Origin of the sequence: Sorangium sp. So ce296, assembly GCF_051529605.1 — a bacterium.
Lineage (GTDB): Bacteria > Myxococcota_A > Polyangia > Polyangiales > Polyangiaceae > Sorangium > Sorangium cellulosum_D.
Genome location: NZ_CP150325.1, coordinates 7,884,734 through 7,904,952, shown reverse-complemented (window position 1 = coordinate 7,904,952; position 20,219 = coordinate 7,884,734). Strand labels below are relative to the sequence as shown.

The window sequence follows — 20,219 nt, the reverse complement described above, 5'->3', positions numbered from 1 at the left end:
CAACGAGCTGGAGTCCGCGCCGCGCTCGCATCCCGCACGTTCACCCAGAACGCCTCTCAGCGCATTTACGCATCCCGATCATAACGTGATTGGCATCCGGGATCGATCTGCTCCGCGCGATCGGGCATGGGCTCGAATCGCGGCGGTCGGTCCGACGCTCCGGGACAGGACGAATCAAGGCGGAGGACGAGGTGAAGATCATACAACGACAGTACGTCGCGGCCCTGACGGTCGCCTCGCTGGGCTGGGTGTCTGGCTGCGTCGGCGAGGCGGAGTCCGACGTCGACGCGCCGATCACGGGCACGGCCGCGGCGGAGGTCATCGGGCCGAACGTGACCGAGGTCCTCGTCTACGACAATCCGGACCTCGCAGACGACCTGCCGCGCGAAGTTCCGGTCGTCGTGAGCTTCAAGGACAACAAGCCCAACGTGGTGTTCCAGATCGGCTGCGGCTCGAATTATGGGCCGATCCTGGAGGGCTTCGGGTACCCGCGTACGCTCGACCTCAACCAGGCCGCGTTCTACGACTCGTTCGACTCGATGCAGATGCAGCTCGAGCGCGACGCGGGCGGGCCGGTCCCCATCCATACGCTGCGCTGCGACGCCGATCCCAACGTCACGCGCCAGCAAATTTTCCAGGTCTATCGCCGCGTCGACGCCGATCTGGGGAAGGGCGAGGCCGAATACTACCTCCGGCTCCGCGACGACCCCGGGACGATCTACACCGTAGGATGCAGCAACGTGCTCTCGGCGCTCTCGTGGACGAAGGCGGACGGCAGCAACCTCGAGCAGGTGAGCATCCCCATCAACCGCGCCGTCCTCGATGTCTGGAACGCGCAGGGGATCGCCACGCGGGACATCAACTGCCACACGAGCACCGGGAAGGCGCTCCCGCGGGCCCGCCGCGATCTCCCGCAGCAGACGGCCGAGACGAGCTACGCCGCCGAGGCGGAGCTCTACCTGGTTCGCTATTCCTTCACCGGGATCAGGACGCGCGTGACGCCCTACCTGATCGCCGGCGGGAAAGGCTACGCGATCGACTGCGGCTCGAACGCAGACATGATGAAGCGGGCATTCGGCTTCGACCCCGCGGCGACGCTCGAGGAGCTGTCGACGAGCGACCCGCGCTTCACCGCCTCGGATCCCGACCGGCAGCCGCACCTCGCGTGCGACAGGAGCGTGAAGATCTTCCAGACCGCCGATCAGTCGCCCTCGGCGCGCTATTTCCAGCTCGGCGGCGGCAAGACGCTGGTTCGCTTCACGTGCCCGACGGCCGCGAATTTCTTCGCCGAAGGGGCGCCGGCGGCGCAGTCGGTCCCGAGGGCGGCCGTGCCGTACCTCTTCGTCGACCCGAACGCGCCAGCCAGCAAGACGCGGATGCTGGAGGTCGGGTGCTGAGGCCCCGGTCGCGCCAGGATTGCGCAGCTGTTCTTCTGGGTGTTCGGGCGGGAGCCGAACGACCGCGAGCTCCAGGACACGATGGCGGCCTACGCGGAGTACAGCAAAACGGGCGACACGAGCGAGGCCGAGGCCAATACGATGATGTCGCGCGCCTACGCCGTCTACCTCGGGCTCGCCGACCCGCTCAACGACATCCTCGGTCGCGCCGTCGGAAACGGCAAGAGGAGCAACCCGCGCCGCACGAACCTGGACGGCGGGCGCGTCTTCGACGAGGAGCGGACGTACTTCACGAACGAGATCAACGCGAACATCGAGCAGGCGGCCCGGTATGGCCTCTACAGGTGGATGAACGAGCGCGTGACGAACGCGACGCCCGCGTCGCGCGACGAGCTCCTGGCGAGCTACGATTGGGCCTACGGGTGCTGGCAGACGCCCGTGGAGGTCGGCCCGTGCCCCGCGCCCGAGGGGATCGCGTGGTGGACCGGCGAGTTCTACACCCCCGCGAACAAGGACAAGGGCTACACGCAACGCTCGCTCGAAGCGGAGCACGCGAGCTACCTCAAGAGGTGCTCTGACAAGGCGAACGGCTGCTTCTACGAGATCGAGAACGTGACCGACCGCGCCTGCCACAGGAGCGGCAGACCGTGCGTCGGGGACGCGGCCTGGGCGGACTACATCGGGGCGTTGATCCGCGGCAACCATATCCCCGGGAACTACCTCTCGATCATCTGCGTCGTGGAGACCTGGGGCAATTCTTCGCCGAACATCGCGGCCTGCCGCAAAGAGCGCTGAGCGCCCGCGCCGACGGGAGTGACACCATGAAGATCAGGGTTCTCAGCATCGTCGCCGGCGCGGCGTGCGTCGTCGGCTCGGCCGGCGCCGCGCACGCCGGCGTCGCTCCGCCTCCCGCGTGCAGGGCGGCGGCCTCGGAAGGGCCTGTGTTCACGCAGAACAAGCGCCTCTGTTACGAGACGCTCGCGGCGCGCGGGAGCTACCAGGAGATCGTCGATCTCATCGAGGTGGAGACCCTCGGGCTCGCGCCGCAGGAGCGGTACTTCCTCGGGATGGCCTACTTCGGGCTGTCGAACCGGACGGGCGCCGACAGCCTCCGGTGCCACGCCGCGGTCCGCGCCAGCGCGCTCCTCGAGGCGTTCCTGACCGAGCAGCAGGTGCTCTATCGCGAGCAGCACTCGTTCGGCACGTCCGACGACATGAAGTACACGTACCACGCGACAAAGATGGTGGCCGCCCTCGAGGCCGTGACCGGGTGCGAGGAGTCGTCCCACACGCCGGCCAGCCTGGAGCGCTACGGCCGGCGGTACGCGGTGGGGCGCCTGCGGGGGCTCTTCTACGAGACGTCGGGGCCGGACGCGCTCCGCGACCGCTTCGACGAGAAGATGACGCAGCTCGGCGACCAGATGAAGGCGTTCGTGGCGACGGCGTCCAGCGTGGAGACGCGCGACGGCCTCAACCTGACCGAGATCGACGTGGGGCGGCAATACCTCTTCGGGATCCGTGACCGCATCAACGGCCTCTTCGGCGCCGAGGCGGTCAAGGTCGCAGCGCAGCCCGTCGGAGGTGACGAGTCGTTCCCCAGCTTCGTGTACGACGCGACGTGGAAAGCGCAGATCCTCGGGACGATCGGCGCCAAGACGACCCGCTTCACGGATCTCCTGCTGCCGGAGAAGCGAGGAGAGATCGCGATCATCGAGGCGGAGATCATCGCCGCGATCGGCGGCCTGTCGATGGAGGATTACGTGAGTCGCAAGGAGCGAACGGTGATCGAGCTCAGGGATCTCTCGACGTCGCTGATCCTGGGGACGAACTTCTGGACGGCCATGGAGGCGCCCGAGCGAGCCGGCAGGGCAGCGCTGGACGACGCCCTCGCGAAGCCGAACCGGAACGAGCTCACGCGGACCGCCGCGCACGTCGAGACGCTCTGGAAGGAAGGGATGGCAAAGTACTGCAATTCCTCGAGGCCGGCCTGGTACTGCAGGAGGACGCCGTGAAGAAGATCACGTGGCGTGTCGCCCTGGCGATCGTGCCCCTCTCGGCGCTCGCGTCGCTCGCCTCGCACGCGGCCTCGCTCCCGACCCCGAGCGGCCCCGCGATCGCGGCGCCGTCGTACGTCGATGTCGACGAGGCGTTCCGCCGGGCGACCGCTGGGCGGCCGCTCGATACGGCGCTCCTCTCCTTCGCCTCGAACGAGCTGCGGCCGCCGGCGTCGGGCGGCGGCAGCTCGGGCGGCGAGATCATCGAGGACGACGCCGTGCCCATCGAGGAGGTCACCGGATCCGTGACGACCGTGCGTCTCCTGCCCATCGCCGGCGTCGAGCCGGCCGCGGCGCGCGAGCTCCACCGCCGCGTCGCGCTCCTCGAGCTCCTCGTCGGGGCGCTCCGGAGCTACCGCGAGCCGGAAGGCGCCCCGGCGGGCCGGAGCGACGAGGTCCTGCAGATGGCGAACACCGCGCACCTCGAGCTCTTCGTGGCCCATAGCCTCGCGTACCTCGAAGGGCAGACGCGCGAGGAAAAGTGCCTGTCGTACCAGCGGGCGAACGAGCACGCGCGGTATGTCGGGTTCGGCGCCGACTTCGGCCTCCCCGTGCCGGTCCGCGCCGGCTGGGAGACCCTCCTCGAGGAGGCGCGGGCGTTCCACGCCGGGCCCTTCGCCGACCAGATCCCGGCGAACCTCTGCTCGATGCGCAAGGCGGTGCGGAAAGCCGAGGTGGAGTCGATGCTCCGCGCCGGCATCGACCAGCGGATACGTCTGCGCGTCGAGGCGGAGATCGACGCGACGTCGCGGAGCCTCGCCGAGAAAGAGCGGCAGTACGCGGCGGCCCTCCGGGACTCGGCCGTGGAGCTCCCGACGCGCGAGATCTTCCTGCTCAAGAAGACCGTCGAGGACACGGCTTCGCTCTACGAGTTCGTGGAGCGGGACACGCTCGGCCTCGAGCGGGCGCCGGCGACGACGCCGCCGGGACAGCCGCTCATGGCGCGCCTCCGCGCGAAGCGCAGCGAGATCGACCGCATCCGGAGCAACGCCAGCGCCGCCGGGGTCGACGCCGACGTGGCGGCGGCGCGCGCCACGCTCGAGCGCCACGCCGCGCTCCTCGGCGCCGTGGTGGAGGCCCTCCGCGAGATCGCGAATACGCCCGGGCTCGACTGGTCGACCCAGGAGAAGCTGGCCGTGTGCGCGACGATCCCGGGCGCGCTCACGCCGGAGAACTTCGCGGAGTACGCCGGACGCGTCGACGCCTGCCTGACCGAGGCGGCGCGGGCCTACGGCGCGCTCAAGGACGAAGCGGGCGCGAGCGACCCGGCCCGGACGGCCTTCGTCGAGAAGGTCTCGGGGCTCTCGAAGGCTTATATCGGGTACATCAATAGTCTTTAGCCGACGGCAAAGCTTGCTGGAGCGATCCATGAAACGACTGTTGTCTTCATTCGCCCTCGGTCTGTTGCTGCTGCCTTCGCCCGCGCGCGCCGAGGAGATCGAGTGCATCCCTTCGAACGAGACCGCGATCCGCGCGGAGGTCGGGCGGCTCGTCTCGGAGCTGAAGATCGCGCAGTACGGCGCGAGCATGGCGCTCCTCGAGGACAGCTTCGGCGATCTCGAGGCGCTCGTCGGCGCGAGGGGGAGGTGCCCCGAGTCCATGACCACGCGCGTCTGCGATGCGGAGTGCTACTACCAGCGCGCGAACGTCTATCGCTTTCGCGCCACGGGGCTGCCGCTCCTCAACGCGAAGGGGGCCGCGGCGCCCGGCGATGCGCTGACGAGCCCCGCGGAGCTCCTCGCGCAGGCCACGGCGGGGCTCGAGATCGTGGAGCAGGGGATCGCGCGCCTCCCGCGGCAGGCGAGCTCGGGGACGGGCGAGGAGCAGAAGAACATCGCCTTCAACAAGTATCTCAAGGCGATGGCGCAGCTCCAGGGGCTCAAGGCGAAGCTGCTCGTGGCGGCGGGCGACGTCTGGTACCGCGAGGCGTCCGTCGCGCGGCTCGACCACATGGGCTATCTGGTCGGCGAGGCGCTCGGCGACGCGCCCGCGGCGGACGGGGACAAAGGGAGCGAGTACTACAAGGCGGCCACGTATTACGATCAGGCGTTCTGGCTCGTCCTCGAGGCCAAGGGCTCCCTCCCCGATCGGGACCTCTTCACCGCCGAGCTCGCGACGCTCGCCACCATCGAGAAGGACGTGACGCTCCGCCTCGACTCGGTGCGCAAAGGCTACCTGTACATCAACATCGATCCCGAGGATTTCCCGCTCGTCAGCATCGAGCGGCTCGGCCAGCAGCTGCGGATGCAGGAGGCCGCGATCGAGCAGCAGGACGGGAACATCGAGCGCATGCTCGAGGCGTGGGCACGGAAATACACCGATCTTCAGAACCAGAAGTTCGACATGGCCAACATGAAGCACTCTCGGGCCATCGAGATCGAGGTGTACAAGATGGCGCAGCTCCAGGACATGGCCGAGCAGCTCAAGAACGACGTGCAGCAGAAGCTGAGCGCGCTCCAGAGCGACATCTCGACGTTCGAGCTCGAGCAGAGGATCCGCGTGCTCGAGCTGGCCTTGAAGCGCGAGACGAAGGAGCTCGAGAACCAGATCGTGCTCCTCCGGGGCCAGCGCGAGCAAGATCTCCTCGCGCTCGACCAGGACGCGGTGCGCGAGCAGATCGCCGAGATCCAGTTCAACATCGACATGACGCTCGCCGGCTTCAACTTCGAGATGCAGCGCGACGGCCTCGAGCTGCAGATCGAGGAGCTCTTGAACCGCGTCGCGTCCGACGACAAGGAGCTCGAGCTCGTCGACAACCGCAAGGCGCAGATCGAGCGACAGATCGCGCTCGAGCAGAAGCGCATCGAGGGCTCCGAGATCATCACGAGCCGGCTCCGGGCCTCGCAGGAGACGGTGTTCGAATCGATGCGCGTCCCCGTCGTGCACCAGATTTGCTCGGTCGACGCCGAGCTCGCGTTCTACACCGGGGCGGCGCAGGGGTTCACCGATCCGATCTCCGGGGCGTCGTGCGCGAGCCCGCCGTCCATCGAGGCGCCGAAGCCGGCGCTCCTCGACGAGATCTGCATGGCGCGGAAGGAGCTCTCCACCAAGAGCAAGGAGGAGATCGACAAGATCAGGGCGTGCATCGACGGCTCTGGCACGAGCTGCTCCACGAAGGACGAGAACCTGAAGCGGGTCGCGGAGGAGCTCTACAATCAGAACCTCAAGATCTTCGACCACCAGCGCGACATGTGGCAAACGACGATCAATCAGATCAACGATCGCATGCGGGCGCTCGACGCCGCGATGGCCGAACAGAACGGCCTCGACGCGCTGAAGGGGGCTGCGCTCGCGCTCTCGGCCACGGCCGCCGTCCTCGCGGCCATCCCCGACGGCGACACCGGCATCATGGGCATCTTCCCCGTCAAGACGTTCCACTTCGTCGAGGCGGCGGCGGCGGCGGCGAAGGTCGCGGCCGACACGGCCGCGCAGGTGTACGAGTGGCAGTTCGGCGAGCTGCAGTTCGAGCAGATGATCGCGCAGGAGCGGCACGAGCTCAACGTCCGGGTCGAGGAGCTCAGGAGGGAGATCAACGCCCTCGACATCCACAAGCTGATCGAAGAGTGGACGAAGAAGCGGGCGCTCGCCGAGATCTCGGTCCAGCTCGCGGAGCTCGACAAGGAGGTCGTCGAGATCACCGGCGAGGAGAAGCTGCACGCGATCCAGTGCAGGCTGGACCGGGGTGAGATCGCGGCGACGGTCGCCAAGCTGCGGGCCGACCGCGCGGCGCTCGTGGCCGATCTCCAGACCAAGTCGGACGAGTCGGCGCTCGTCGACTTCGACATCGACGAGCAGGAGAACGTGCGCGAGCAGGCCCAGATCGAGATCCAGCGGCTCGCCCTCGCGCTCGGGGAGCTCGACATCGAGGCGAGCAGGCTAGAGCAGGACAAGCAGAACCTCCTCGCCATGAAGTCGTCGATCGACGCGCAGATCAGCCGGATCGGCCACTACCAGGGGAGGGTGCACGATCTCGAGGGGCACTACGACGCGAAGCGCCAGGTGCTGAACGACATCCGGGAGAAGATCCGGCAGAACACCATCAACATCTCGGAGGGGCAGATGGCGTTCCTCGCGTCGGTCATCGAGGACGAGCGGGCGGCGACCTTCGTCCAGATCGAGGACCTCCGCCGGCAGATCCGGATGGTGGAAGAGGCGAAGGATCTCGAGCACGAGCTTTTGGACATCGAGCGGGAGATGCGCGAGGCGGTGCTGGAGAGCCGCACGCGCATCATGGGGCTCGTCGAGATGGCGCCCGTGAACGGCGCCGCCGAGGTCCTCTTCTGGGACTTCGAGGACATGCAAGCGGAGCTCACGCGGGGAGCGAACGAGTTCCTCGAGGCCAAGCGCCGCGTCGTCGAGAACGTCAACTTCACCTACAACCTGTACCGGAACCGCTACAACATGCTGAGCGACTTCGCCGGCGACGTCGGGCACCTGTCTCCGGACAGGACGTTCATCGGGACGGCGGCCGAGCTGGATTCGCTCCTCAGCGACTGCGGGACGGCCGGTACGAGCGAGATCTGCCGGCCTTCTTCGCTCGCCTGGAGCACAGCGACGATGGTGGGCAGCGTGGCCGAGTTCACGCTGGAGAAGACGAGCGGGCTCGTGTCCGAGCTCCTCGAGAACGGGCGCGCGCGCTTCGAGATCTCGCCCTTCGCCGGCTCGCAGGCGGATAGCCGGAACCTCGGCAACTTCGTCCTCTGGGACGAGATGACGATGAACGAGCGCGAGCCGATGCGCCTCGTGCACGTCATGGCCGGGGTCTCGAGCTCGTCGTGCCGCTCTCAGCAGACGCTGATGACCCACCTCGGCTTCGGGACCGTCTTCTCGCGCCTGTCGAAGGACAGCAGCGAGATCGTGCCGAGCCTCGTGGTGAAGCGGCCAGTCACGGCGCTCATCCCGGTGTACGGCGGCTCGGACATGGAGCTCATGAACGACGAGTACCTCCGCTTCCGTCGCGGCCCGTACACCGCGGAGGGGCTCGAGCGGCGCCTGAACGACGTCCTGAGCCAGAACGCGTATCCGTTCGTGGGCTATCCGCTGGTGGGGACGTACGAGATCATCGCCGACGAGAACCTGGTTCGCTGCATGAGCCAGGGTGCTCCGTCGTTGAAGCTCGTGTTCATCTTCGTGCGCAAGCCGGTGCGCTGACGTACGCGCGCAGGCCGGCGAGCAGAAGCGTCGTTTCTGAAGATAGAAGGAGTTTGGCCGATGGATCGACAGGATTTGGCGTCCTACATCCCGCTGGTCGTTGCGGCGGTGTTCGCGACGCTCCCGGGGATGAGGATGGCGGCGGCCCAGGAGGACGACGAGTGCTCGCGCACGCTCGCGTCGTGCGACCTGCAGGAGCGGAAGACCCACCTGCGGGCGCAGATCTGGTCCGGTCCGTGCGAGCCGTCGCAGTGGGACGCGCTCCCGCGGCAGGGTTATCCCATCGAGAAGGTCGATGGGATCCTGAAGGTCAAGGTGGGGCCGCGCGCGCCGGTGCACTTCCTGAACGGGGTGTGCGAGGCGCATCGCCCGGACGGCGACGTCGACCACGGCCTCCACGAGCTCGAGAAGGCCGCGACCGTGGGCCTGCTCCCGTCGCAGAGGAGCGCGGCGGCGCTGTTCGAGGGGCTCCTCCATTGCCGCAAGCTCGCAGAGCTCGACGATCGTTACCAGGGCGAGCTCACCGCGAAGCTCGCTCACCGCGAGGCGTTCTGCATGCACCGGGGCATGGCCAAGGCGAGCTTCACGCGCGTGCGGTGGGAGGGGCTCGAGATGAGCTACGACACCTCGAGCTTCAGCCTGACGGGACACGCCGAGAGCATGGCGCAATGCTACGCGGAGTACCTGCACGGGGGGTACGACGCCACGTGCGGCGTCGTGTCGTCGCCCTCGCCGGCGGCGATCGACGCGGCGGCGGAGACCGTCTCCCGCGATATCCTCGCGGATTACTTCGGCACCGCGACGGAGGACGCCCCGCCCGAAGGCAGCGCGATCCCGCCGCTCAAGGCGATGCTGGCGCGCAAGATCGAGATGGCCGACAGCTCGCTCCGGGACTCGGCGGCGCTCCTCGGCGGCCTCGTGCAAAAGAAGGACCTCCTCGTCGGCTCCTACCAGGGGATCGCGTCGATGTTCTGCCTCCCGGAGAGCGAGACCGCGGGGCTCTGCGCGGGGCCCCTCCCCTCGGCCGTGGCGCGCCTCCACGAAGGGTACGAGCGCGCGGTGCTGCGGAGCCAGACGATCCTCGATTTCGTCGATCGCTGGGTCAGCGGCCTCTACGAGCACCAGGGCAAGGACGTCCGCGTCGAGCTGCAGAACAGCCGTGAGGGCCTCCGCGACATGCTCGCGCGCGCCGAGCTGCCGGCGGTCCCGAACGAGATGACCCTCCTCGAGAAGCTCGACCTCATGAAGCGCGACATGGCGCTCCTCGCCGACCGGAGCGCCGTGGAGAACGACCTCATGAAGCGGCAGTGCAGCATCTACTTCTGCGAGATCCGGAATCGCAACCGGACGTTCTTCACGAACGCCTGCAACCAGGTCGACGCGACCGCCGGCCGCCCGGTGAAGGACGTGAACGCGCTCTGCGCGGCGGACGTCGCCGGGACGGTCGTCTCCGGCGCGCAGACGGCCGCCGCGCTGTGCAGCGGCGTCGGCCTTCCGGCGTCGTACGTGTCCAACACCGCGATGACCGCGAGGGCGGTCGACACCTGCATGAGCGAGTTCCACCCGTGACCGTACGCATTGAGGCGAGCAAGATGAACACGCGAAGATGGTTGTGGGCGCTCGTCCCGGTCGTCGCGAGCGCGTGCGGAGATGCGGGCGAGCCTGAGATGGCGACGACGAGCGCGCGCGCCGTTCTGGCCGCCAAGCCGACGCTGTTTCGCTACCGCGCGACCGGCGCGGCGGGCTCGGAGATGCGGTATGCTGCCGAGCTGCCGCAGGAGGACGGGACGACGATCCTGCTCCGCCTGGAGGGGTGCCTCGATGAGCGCGTCGTGCGCGAGCTCTTCGGCGTGAGGCGGAGCGCGATCGCCGAGCGGACCGACGTCGTCATCGACGCGGCGGCGCCGATGATCGCGTGTCCGGACCGCATCGCCGCGGAGGCGAGCGTCTATGCGGAGCCGAGGACGCAAGGCCTGTCGCTCCTCGACTACCGGCTCGACGGCGAGCCCCCTCAGGCCGGGCCCGGGCGCTATTTCGTGATTCCCAACCGCTGCGGGGGGCTGATGAAGCACCTCGGGATCGCCGAGCGCGCGCGGCGCGCGCCGGCCCCTCCCCTGGGGAGCCCCGGCTGGACGCCCGAGCCGAGCGCCGCGCCGATCCAGCTCTCGTGCGCGAATGAGCGCGCGGCGGAGCCCTACGACGGCTGGGAGGTCCACTCGGCCTGGTTGCCGAGCGTGGAGTTCCGGTGGATGGTGCTCGTCAAGAAGGGGAATACGTCGTTCTTCGTCGAGTCGCTCGACGGGCGGCCCTACAACGACCTCACCGACGCCGAGCGCGCCAAGGCGCTCAGCGACGTGAGGAAGCTCCTCGCCGTGCCGAGCTCGTGGGAGTCGACCGACGTCGTCCCGGAAGACGAAGAGATCCAGCCCGACATGCCGTTCTTCGACGTGTGCCTCGAGCGGTGCGGCACGGCGAGCTGGGTCCCGGCGCACAAGGTCCTGAGGGACGGCTACCTCGAGTGCGAGAGCGGCTCGCTCGATCCGAGCACCGGCGGGTGCCTGGACGGCGAGCGGAAGGGCTATACCGACCGCCTTGAGCTCAACGGGACGACGAGCCGGCGCGCGCCGCTCGGCGGCGTCACCCTGGATCTGCCCATCTGCACCGCGAGCGAGGCGTGGGAGCGCCGCTTCGGCCTCTCGGGCCACGACGGCGGCGGGACGTGGCTGGCGCGGCTCATCGCGGCCTACAACGCCGGCAAGAGCGAGGACGCGGCGCCCCGTCTGGTCTCGCTTCCGTGCCTCGTGCCGGACCGCACGTGCTCGGTCACGCTCCGCGAGGGCGCGGACCTGTCGACCACGACCGTCGCCACCCTGACGCGCAACTGCGCGGTGGACGCCGAGGCCCTGGAGGTCCGCGTGGGGAAGCGCGCCGCGGTGAGCCGGCCGCCGTTCACCCTGGACGCGGCGACGCTCCCCGCGAGGATGCGCAAGGTGCGCATGATCGGCGAGCCGGAGGGCTCGACCATCACCGTGGCGCAACCGACCTGCGGTTTCGGCACGAGCACCGCGTGCACCGACGCGCAGCCGGCCCTCCTGGTGCAGGGGGATCTGACGGTCGATCTCGAGCACCTCCGGCTCGTATCGCGCGCCCCCACGGGGAGCACCGCGGGCCCGCCGGCGCCGCTCGCGCGCGTGGGCGTGCAGGCCGCGGGCAGCGCTGCGCGAGGGCTCGTCCTGCGGGTCCGCGACGTGGTCATCGGCGGCGACACGGCGCCGGTGTTCTACAAAGGCATCGTGTTCTCGGGGGGCACGCTCGCGCTCCACAGCTCGAGCGTGCGCGCCTTCACCGACGGGGTGTCGGCCGACCGGGCGCGCGTGTCCATCGTTTCGTGGCCGGTCGCCGGGGGCCATAGCATCGAGTCGCTCGCCCAGCCCGACCTCACGACGGATGATCTCGTGGATCTCCGGGGGGAGTGGCTCGGGGGCTCGGTCGCGAACTTCCGCGCGCTGACGCTCAGCGCCGACGTGCAGGCGTTCGTCGTCGGGATGCGCGTGTCAGGCCCGATGGCGGTCGCGTGGAACGACGACCGCGCGACGTGGACCGAGGACGGGCTCCTCGCGGTCGACAGCACGTTCACGAGCGCTCCCGGCTACTTCGATCGCGAGTCGGTCATGCTCTCGGTGGCGGGCAGGGGTCAGCTCGACTTCGTGAACTCCACGGTCGTCAACTTCGGACACGTGCTCCGCTGCCCCTCGCGGCTGTCGGGAGGGACGGCGAAGATCATCTTCGACAGGCCTGCGTTCGAGGAGATCACGTATGGCCTGAGGCAGGGAGCCTGCACCTTCGAATCGGCGACGCTGTGGGAGCCCACAGGCGAATAAGGCGAGAAGGACCATGACAAAAAGAAAGAGAATCGTCGCCGCGGCCGCGGCGGTGGGGGTCGTGTCGCTTGCGCTCTCGCTCGCGTACCTCGTGCTGCGCCGCGGCGAGCGCGACCGTGGGGTCGATCTCGAGCTCGCGCAGTCGGTGAGCGCCGACTTCGGGGCGCGCGTCGAGGAGCTCTTGAAGCCTTACCTGGAGGCGCAGCCGGGCGTGCGCGTGCGCGTGACCTACAGGCCCCGCGCGGCCGAGGAGGGCCTCTCGGGGGCCCGAGGCGCGCACCTCGTCCTGCGCCCCTTCGAGCCGGCGGAGGCGGACAAGGTCGCGCCGCTCTTCGCCGCGGACTACGCGGTGCTCGCGTATGACCGCAGCCGCGTCGCCGAGCCGCCGGCGAGCTTTCCGGATCTCGTGACGCAGGCGCTCGCGCTGAAGGCGAAGGGCGATGTGGCGTACGGCCTCGCGCTCCCCGAGGAGACCCATCCCCTCCTCCCGCTCTTCTCGGACGTCTTCTGGCCTGCTGCGCCGCAGCACGAGGCGAAGGCGGCCGCGAAGGAGGCCTTCGCGCTCCTCGGCGATCTGCGCTTCACGTACGGCCTCTCGCCTCACGCGTGCACGTCGGACTGCGCGGCTCGCCTGCTCGCGGAGGGGCAGGTCCCGTTCGCGGTGCTCGGCGAATGGCGGATCCCCGAGCTCCGGCGCGCGCTCGGCGAGCGCCTCGGGCTGGCGCCGCTGCCGTCGCTCTCGCGCGGGGGGCCGCCGCTCAGGAGCGTGGGGCGCACGTACGGCGTGGAGCGCGCGCCGGCGCTGAAGGATCGCGAGGCGAGCGCCGCGGACGGCGTTGTCGCCTACCTCCGCGGCGAGGGGCAGAAGCGCGTCTTCGCGGCGCTCGGGAAGCTGCCGCTCGCGGAGCCGCCGGCCGCGGCCGATGGCGCCGCGGAGGCGCCGGCGCCCGATCGGCTGGAGCAGGAGCGCGCGCTGCGCGCGCCAGCCGTCTCGGCGGATCCGGCGAGCGTGCGGGCCGCGGACGCGGCCCTCGCTCCGGTCTGGATCGAGTTTGCCGACGGGCGCATCGGCGCGGAGGGGGCCGCGCGCGCGCTCGTCGAGAACATCACGGCAATCCATACGGATTCTTAGATGGGCGGAGATCGAACAGTGAAACGAAAATTCTTATGGTCCAGCGGTCTAGCCTTCGTGCTGACCGCGTGCGGGGGCAGCGCGCCCGGGGACGACGTAACGAGCTCCGAGAAGGGGGTTTCGCCTGCGGCGTCGTCGGCGGGCGCGTCGCCCGGCGATGTCTCGGCGCTGGCGCCGCGGCCGGCGCTCAATGTCGCGGTCTCGCCGGAGCGCGGTGAGCTGTCGGCGGGTCTTGCGTTCCCCGCCTTGCCGTCGCGCGCGTCGTCCGCCGCGGAGATCCTGCTGTCGTACGGGTCGGTGCCCGCGGACGTCTCGGCGGGGTTCGGCGTGGGGTTCAGCCTGAGCGTGCCGTCGATCCAGATGACGACCGACTGGGGCGTGCCCTACCGCGCTCGCCTGAGCAGCTCGCAGGACGTGACGGCGCGCCTGTCGCTGGGCGCCGAGCGCCTCGTCTGGGTGAAGACGGACACGGTGAGCGGCAAGACGAGGATCGAGTACCGGCTCGACGCCTCGGAGACGACCGTTCGGCTCTACCGGTATCCGCAAGGCGGGACCGTGGCGATGCGCGACGCATCGGGCGCGCTACGGAATGTGGCGTTCACCGGGTTCGAGGTCGTGTATCCGGACGGCCGGCGGGAGATCTACAGCGAGGAGCCGACCGTCGCCGAGGGGGTGGCGGGCGCGTCGACGTTCTCCCCGACGCGGTGGCCGCTCGTGCACGCCATCTCGCCGACAGGCGATGCGGTGTCGTACGAGTACACGAAGGCGGGCGACCGGTCGTACCTCAAGAGCGTGCGGTTCGCCGGCGGGCGCTCGGTCTACACGCTGGAGTCGGTGCCGCGGCGCGAAGGGCGGGTGAGCCACCTGATGGGCTACCCGCAGGGGCCGGGGCAGCTGTACACGAAGCTCGTGGCGAGCTTCGACGGCGAGCCGATGTACACCTGGTGCTTCGTGCACGCGGTGCACGGCGAGAGCGGCCCGGAGATCGTGACGCACCCGGATTGCCAGGCGCTGGCGAGCGAAGACTTCGCGTCGGACCGGCAGCGCGTGGCGGCCTCGCTCAGCAGCGAGAGCAAGCTCTTGGGGGTCTATCGGTTCGGGCGCAGCCAGGCGCCGTTCGACCGGTCGACGCCGGCAGAGCCGCTGATCCGGTTCCGGTACACGGCGTGGGGAGCGGACGACCTCGCCGGCCACGAGCTGGTCTATGACATGGACGTGCCGGACGTGTTCGGCTTCGGGCCGAGCGGCGGCTCGGAGCTGATGGACATCAACTCCGATGGCCTCGCGGACATCGTGCGGTATTCGGCGCGCGAGGGAACCAGCGTGCCGTCGTACAACGGCGGTGATCTCGCCGAGGCGAGCCTGTTCGCGACCAGCGGCGCGCCGCTGACGGTGGAGCGGACCGTCGGCGGCGTGTCGCGGACCGACGTTCCCCGGTTCGACGCGGCGGCGCAGGCGACGAGCGTGTTTCTCTCGGGCGACTTCGACGCTGACGGTCGAACGGACCTCGTGCAGGCAACGGCGTCGGGGACGCGAACGGAGCTCGCGCACTATGCGGGCCGCGGGGAGCGGACGCGACCGTTCTCCGCGGCGCCGAGCTCGACGGTGGTCGATGTCGAGCTGCCGCGGTTCGCGCGCGGCCGGACCCAGGCGATCGACCTCAACGCCGACGGCAAGGCGGACCTGCTCACCACGGTGGCCGGGTCGACGGACAGCACGTGGACGGCGTTCATCAACGTCACAGAGCCGGGCGCCAGCGCGCTGTCGTTCAAGCCGCTCGTGGGGCTGACCTTCCCGTTCCGGCAGGGCGCGGGGACGGAGCTCGACAACCCGGCCTATCGCTTCCTGGACGCGAACGGCGACGGGCTGACCGACTTCGCGGTCATCCGGTCGAGCGGCGCCGGCGAGAAGGGCATTTGCATCTACGAGAACCAGGGCAAGGTGGTGGCATACCCGGCTGGCTCGTCCTCGGTGGCGAAGCTGACGGGAGGGCTGCTGTTCGGGGACGCGAGCGCGAGCGACCCGGTGTGCGGGCAGGGCCGGTTCGTGTCGGTGCCTGATCTCGCGGCGAGCCAGAACATCAACGCCATGTGGCTGATCGACGTCAACGGAGACGGGGACATGGACCTGGTCAACGTGACGGCGGCCGCCAACGAGCTCGGCGTCTGGCTCGGACGAGGGCAGAAGGGCTTCGCCGCCGAGCGGCGGTTGCCGCTGGACGAAGGGGTGTCGGTCGATCCGGACAACAAGTGGAACACCCGGGTCCTCGACATCGACGCCGACGGTGTGGAGGAGATCCTCGTCTACGAGTCGAACCTGGGCGGTGGCCGGATCAAGGTCATCGACTTCAACCGAGACGGGGTGAAGAACCTGATCGGCCCTGACCTCCTGTCGGAGGTGGAGGAGGGCCCGGGCCTGAAGCACGCGGTGCAGTACGCGACGAGCACGGACGAGTCGATCCGCGACGCGCGCCGCTTCGGCCGCGACGACGCGCGGGTGCGGGCGCTGCCGTATCCGGTGACGGTGGTGAAGCGGCACCTGACCGCGGTGGGCGCCGAGGCGCCGCGGGTGCGGGAGCTCCAGTACCACGCGCCGTACTTCAACGAGCGGGAGCGCGACTTCGCGGGCTTCGGGCAGTGCGAGGAGCTGGATGTTGGAGACGACAGCGCGGCGAGCGTCGTTCGCCGGCGCGTCTACCAGGTGGCGTCGGCGGCTGCGCCGGTGAGGCGCTTCTTCGGCGGCAAGCTGCGCACCGAGGAGTTCTTCGAGCCGCGGCTCTCGAGCGCGCAGGCGGCGCGGATCGCGGCGAGCGCGGGCGCGTGGCCGAGCGGCGTCGAGGCGGCGTCGCAGACGGCGGAGACCTGGAGCGAGGAGCCCTACGAGGTGGAGTCGCTGCACAGCGTGCACGAGGAGGCGTGGGCCCTTTTGCCCTCGGCGCCCGACCCGAAGACGCCGGCGTTCTTGCGACAGACCGGCACGCGCGACGTGCAGTGCAGCGGAGCGGGGTCGTGCGCGGAGGGGGCGACCGTAACGCAGACCAACACGTACGACACGACCTACAACCGGCTCGTCCGCCGGGAACAGTCGCTGCCCGCGGTCGCCGGGCCGAACGGGACGGAGCTGCCGGCGCGCCGCTACGTGAGCACATTCACGTACGACGCGGGCTGGGAGGCGCGCGGCGTGCTCACGGCGGTGCGGGAGCAGTCGCTGCTCGCGGGGCCATCGGGGCGCGTGCTGCAGAGGACATTGTATGAATACGGGCCCGACGTGCCGCTGCCGGTGCGCGTGACCCAGCCTCTCCTCATCGACGCCGAGGCGCTCGCCTCATTGCCCGCGGCGGTGAGCGCGCCGCTCCTCTCGTCGCGCACCCAGGTGCATGCGTCGCGGTACGACGCCTTCGGCAACGTGGTGGAGACCTCGGACGAGCACGGGCTCCTGATCAGGAACATCTATGACGCGACCGGCGTCTTGCTGGTCGGGAGGCAGAACGCCCTCGGGCACGCCGCGCAGTACTGCTACGGCACGGCGGGCTGCGCGCTGGCGTCGCTCGCCCCGCCGGCCGAGGGGCTCGTCCCGGCGCGGAGCCTGTTGCCCACGCATGTCCGGACGCCGCAGGGCGACGTGGAGCTCACCGAGTACGACGCGCGCCATCGCCCCGTTCATCGGGTGCACTCGAGCGGCGCGGAGGGCCGCTACGCCTACCGCGACGCTGGCGCGCAGACCCCCGCGCTGGTTCACATCGCCGATCGGCGCACGGCGGCGGACGCGGGGAGCGAGCCCGTCGAGCGCCTCGCCGCCTTCCGGGCGGATGGGCTCCCCGTCGGTCAAGCGGTGGAGCACGAGGAGGCAGGGGGCGCGCGCGTCGTCGCGTTCACCCGGCATGGGCGCCGCGGCGACCCGATCTTCGAGGCGCTCCCGTACTCGACCGCGGTGGGTATCGATACAGCCTTCGATGCCGGTCGATTCCCCTCGCCCGAGGGCGCGGCGCGCGGCACGAGCACGGCCTACGACGGGCTCGGGCGCGTCGTGGTCCGCACCGACGCCGCGGGGCTCGTGACGCGCATCGCACACCAGCCCTGGGGCCAGCGCGTCGAGGAGAACCGCGGCGGGAGCGATGCGCGCGTCGAGACGCGCCTCATGGTGGCACGCGGCGACGAGGTCTACGCGATCGTCGACGAGCTCGGCCAGGTGCAGCGCTACGAGCGCGACGAGCGCGGCAGCCTGCGTGCCGTCACGCTCGCGGGGTCCGGAGCCCCGCGCCGCATGGCCTACGACTCGGCGGGCAAGCTCGTGATGACGTCGCTCTCTTCCGGTCTCACGCGCCTGTGGGTCCGCGACACGCGCGGGCGGGCGACGGAGATGCGCACGTGGGATCGGGCGTTCGCGGCGTGGGAGAGCGTCGAGATGACCTACGACGCGCTCGACCGTCCGGCGGACATGTTCGCGTCATCCTCGTCGCGCCCGGAGGGCTGGGACGAGCGCTCCTTCCTCTACGATGGTCGAGAAGGCGAAGCGCCGCGCCCCGAGCTCATCGGGAAGCTCGTCGAGGCGACGACCTTCGATCGGATCAGCGGGCAGCGCGTCCAGGAGTCCTTCGCGTACGATCGCGATGGGCGGACGACGGCCCGGACGAAGTCCGTCGATGCCGGCGACGCGCGCCGCGACTACGAGGAGCAGTGGACGTACGACCTCGATGGGACGGTCGCCTCGTACCGCGATCCGTTCGGCAACACGCTGTCGTTCACGCGGACGCCCTCGGGCGAGCCGTCCTCCGTCGCCTGGTCGGCCGGCGATCGCGCGGCGGCGCCGCTCATGACGGACATCACCTATGATCCGCGCGGCCAGCTCGCGAGCTACCGCGTCCCGTCCACCCGCCTGCACCGGACGCTCGGCTATGATTCGAGCTCAGGGCTGCTCACGCACCTCAAGGCGTGCGTGGGCGAAGGGGCGGACCCCTGCGCGCTCGGGCCGCTGCAGGACGTGGCCTATGATCGCCGCGCCGATGGCCGTGTCGTCGCGGCGCGCGAGAGCGCTCCGGGCGCGGCGGGCTCCGGCGTCTCGTCGTACACGTACAGCGCGCGCGGCGAGCTGCTCGGCGCCTCGGAGGCGGGCGTGGCGCACACCTATGCGTATACGCCCGCTGGCCTGGTCGCGTCGCTCGGCGAGGGGGCGGAGGCACAGCCGTTCGTCGTCGAGGATGGGCGCGACGCGTTGCCGTTGCCCGAAGCGGGCCATGGTCAGCTCGACAGCTTTGGCCGGCTCACCGCGTTTGGGCGCCTCCGCAACGCCGAGTACGACCCCTGGGGCAGGCTCCGGCGGGTCGAGGTCGACGGCGGCGTCCTGGAGTACGGCTACGATTCTGCCGGCGAGCGGCTCTCCAGGCGGCAGCTCCGCCGCGAGGGGGACATCGAGGTCCCCGGGTCGCTCGTGGTGTATCCCACGCGGGCGACGCGTGACGACGGCGTAGAGCGCCAGAGCCTCGTCCGCGTCGGGGGCCACCGCGCAGTGGTGCTCGTCGACGAGGCGCGCGTCCTCTCGCTCCTCGACGACCAGCTCGGGGTCGTCCAGCGCGTGGTCGACGAGCGCGGCGAGACGGTCCTCACGGCCGACACGACGCCGTTCGGAGCGCTCGCGCGCGACATCCAGGCCGCCCCTCCGGGCCTCGGCAGCACCGAGCTCGTCCTCGCCTTCACCGGCCAGCTGCGCGATCCGGAGACCGGGCTCGTCCACATGGGGGCGCGCGACTACGTGCCAGCCATCGCGAGCTTCGCGACGCCGGATCCCTATGCGCTCGGCGACCCCGAGCTCTGCGCGAGGAGCCCGCTCGAGTGCCACCCCTACGCTTATGCGATCCACGACCCCGTCAACTTCGTAGACGAGTCGGGCTTCCTGGGGCAGTGGGCTAGCCGGCATCGGTCCACAGCGCGGCAGCAGCGGCAGCAGCAGCATCAGCAGCAACAGCGGCAGGCGCTGCACCGGCAGATCCTCGACGCGATCGGCCCTGCGAGCGGGGTGCACACGAATCGTGCAAGCGAGATCCCCTACAGGAACCCGCCGGAGATGTACACCACGGATCCCGGACACCCGACGGCGACGAGGTTCACGGGCTTCCATCAGCTGGACGCCACCAGGACGTACCTGTGGGTCGTCAGCCCAGCTGGGCACTTCCACGTGGCGCCCGAACGGCAGCGAGGGTTCCTGCGGAATGACGGTCGAGAGCACAGCGTCAAGCACGGCGATCTGACGCCTGGCAACCGGGGGCTCGTGCGTGGAGAAGCGCGCGCGGGTGGCGAGATCCGTTGGTACGATCATCCCTCCCCGCTCTGGCTGGTGGACCTCAACTCCAGCTATGCCTTCAACCGTACGGATGGCTTGACGCTGGTCCAGGACAGCCTGTCGGCCGTGCAAGAGCTCCTCGAGTTTCATGGAATCAATACGGACAGTGCCCTCTTCTATGATTCTTCGTCGAATTAGCAGCGACGCATCGGCGGGAGGGCCGCGGCGCGCAGCGCATCTCGTGACCTCTCTTGCTTGAATTTCTCAGCGGGCGCATCGGCGCGAAAGGGGTCGCGCGTCGATGCGCCCGTGGGAGAGTCTGGTGGTT

9 protein-coding genes are annotated in these 20,219 nt (G+C 69.9%); all 9 read left to right on the top strand.

Going from position 1 to position 20,219, the window contains the following annotated elements; translation table 11 throughout:
- Positions 1–191 precede the first annotated feature (191 nt).
- Genes WME98_RS29225 through WME98_RS29185 form a run of 9 tightly spaced genes read left to right on the top strand, consistent with a single transcriptional unit; the run spans position 192 to position 20,089 of the window.
- Positions 192–1,397: a hypothetical protein gene (locus WME98_RS29225; RefSeq protein WP_437945019.1), complete on the top strand. Its 1,206-nt coding sequence runs from the start codon at positions 192–194 to the stop codon at positions 1,395–1,397.
- Between the two features lie 39 nt (positions 1,398–1,436).
- Positions 1,437–2,192, top strand: coding sequence for a hypothetical protein (locus tag WME98_RS29220; RefSeq protein ID WP_437945018.1), 756 nt, complete (start codon positions 1,437–1,439; stop codon positions 2,190–2,192).
- Positions 2,193–2,218: 26 nt separating this feature from the next.
- Complete coding sequence (locus WME98_RS29215; protein WP_437945017.1) at positions 2,219–3,409, top strand: hypothetical protein; 1,191 nt, start codon at positions 2,219–2,221, stop codon at positions 3,407–3,409.
- Complete coding sequence (locus WME98_RS29210; protein WP_437945016.1) at positions 3,406–4,791, top strand: hypothetical protein; 1,386 nt, start codon at positions 3,406–3,408, stop codon at positions 4,789–4,791. The genes WME98_RS29215 and WME98_RS29210 overlap by 4 nt, the downstream gene beginning before the upstream one ends.
- 28 nt (positions 4,792–4,819) lie before the next feature.
- Positions 4,820–8,602, top strand: coding sequence for a hypothetical protein (locus WME98_RS29205; protein WP_437945015.1), 3,783 nt, complete (start codon positions 4,820–4,822; stop codon positions 8,600–8,602).
- Positions 8,603–8,662: 60 nt separating this feature from the next.
- Positions 8,663–10,171, top strand: coding sequence for a hypothetical protein (locus tag WME98_RS29200; RefSeq protein WP_437945014.1), 1,509 nt, complete (start codon positions 8,663–8,665; stop codon positions 10,169–10,171).
- Positions 10,172–10,194: 23 nt separating this feature from the next.
- The gene (locus WME98_RS29195) at positions 10,195–12,483 is read left to right on the top strand and encodes a hypothetical protein (protein ID WP_437945013.1); all 2,289 of its coding nucleotides are present in this window, start codon (positions 10,195–10,197) and stop codon (positions 12,481–12,483) included.
- Between the two features lie 13 nt (positions 12,484–12,496).
- A complete protein-coding gene (locus tag WME98_RS29190; RefSeq protein WP_437945012.1) occupies positions 12,497–13,615 on the top strand; it encodes a hypothetical protein in 1,119 nt (372 codons plus the stop codon).
- Between the two features lie 18 nt (positions 13,616–13,633).
- On the top strand, positions 13,634–20,089 hold the full coding sequence (locus WME98_RS29185; RefSeq protein ID WP_437945011.1) for an RHS repeat-associated core domain-containing protein: 6,456 nt from the start codon (positions 13,634–13,636) through the stop codon (positions 20,087–20,089).
- Positions 20,090–20,219: the final 130 nt, after the last annotated feature.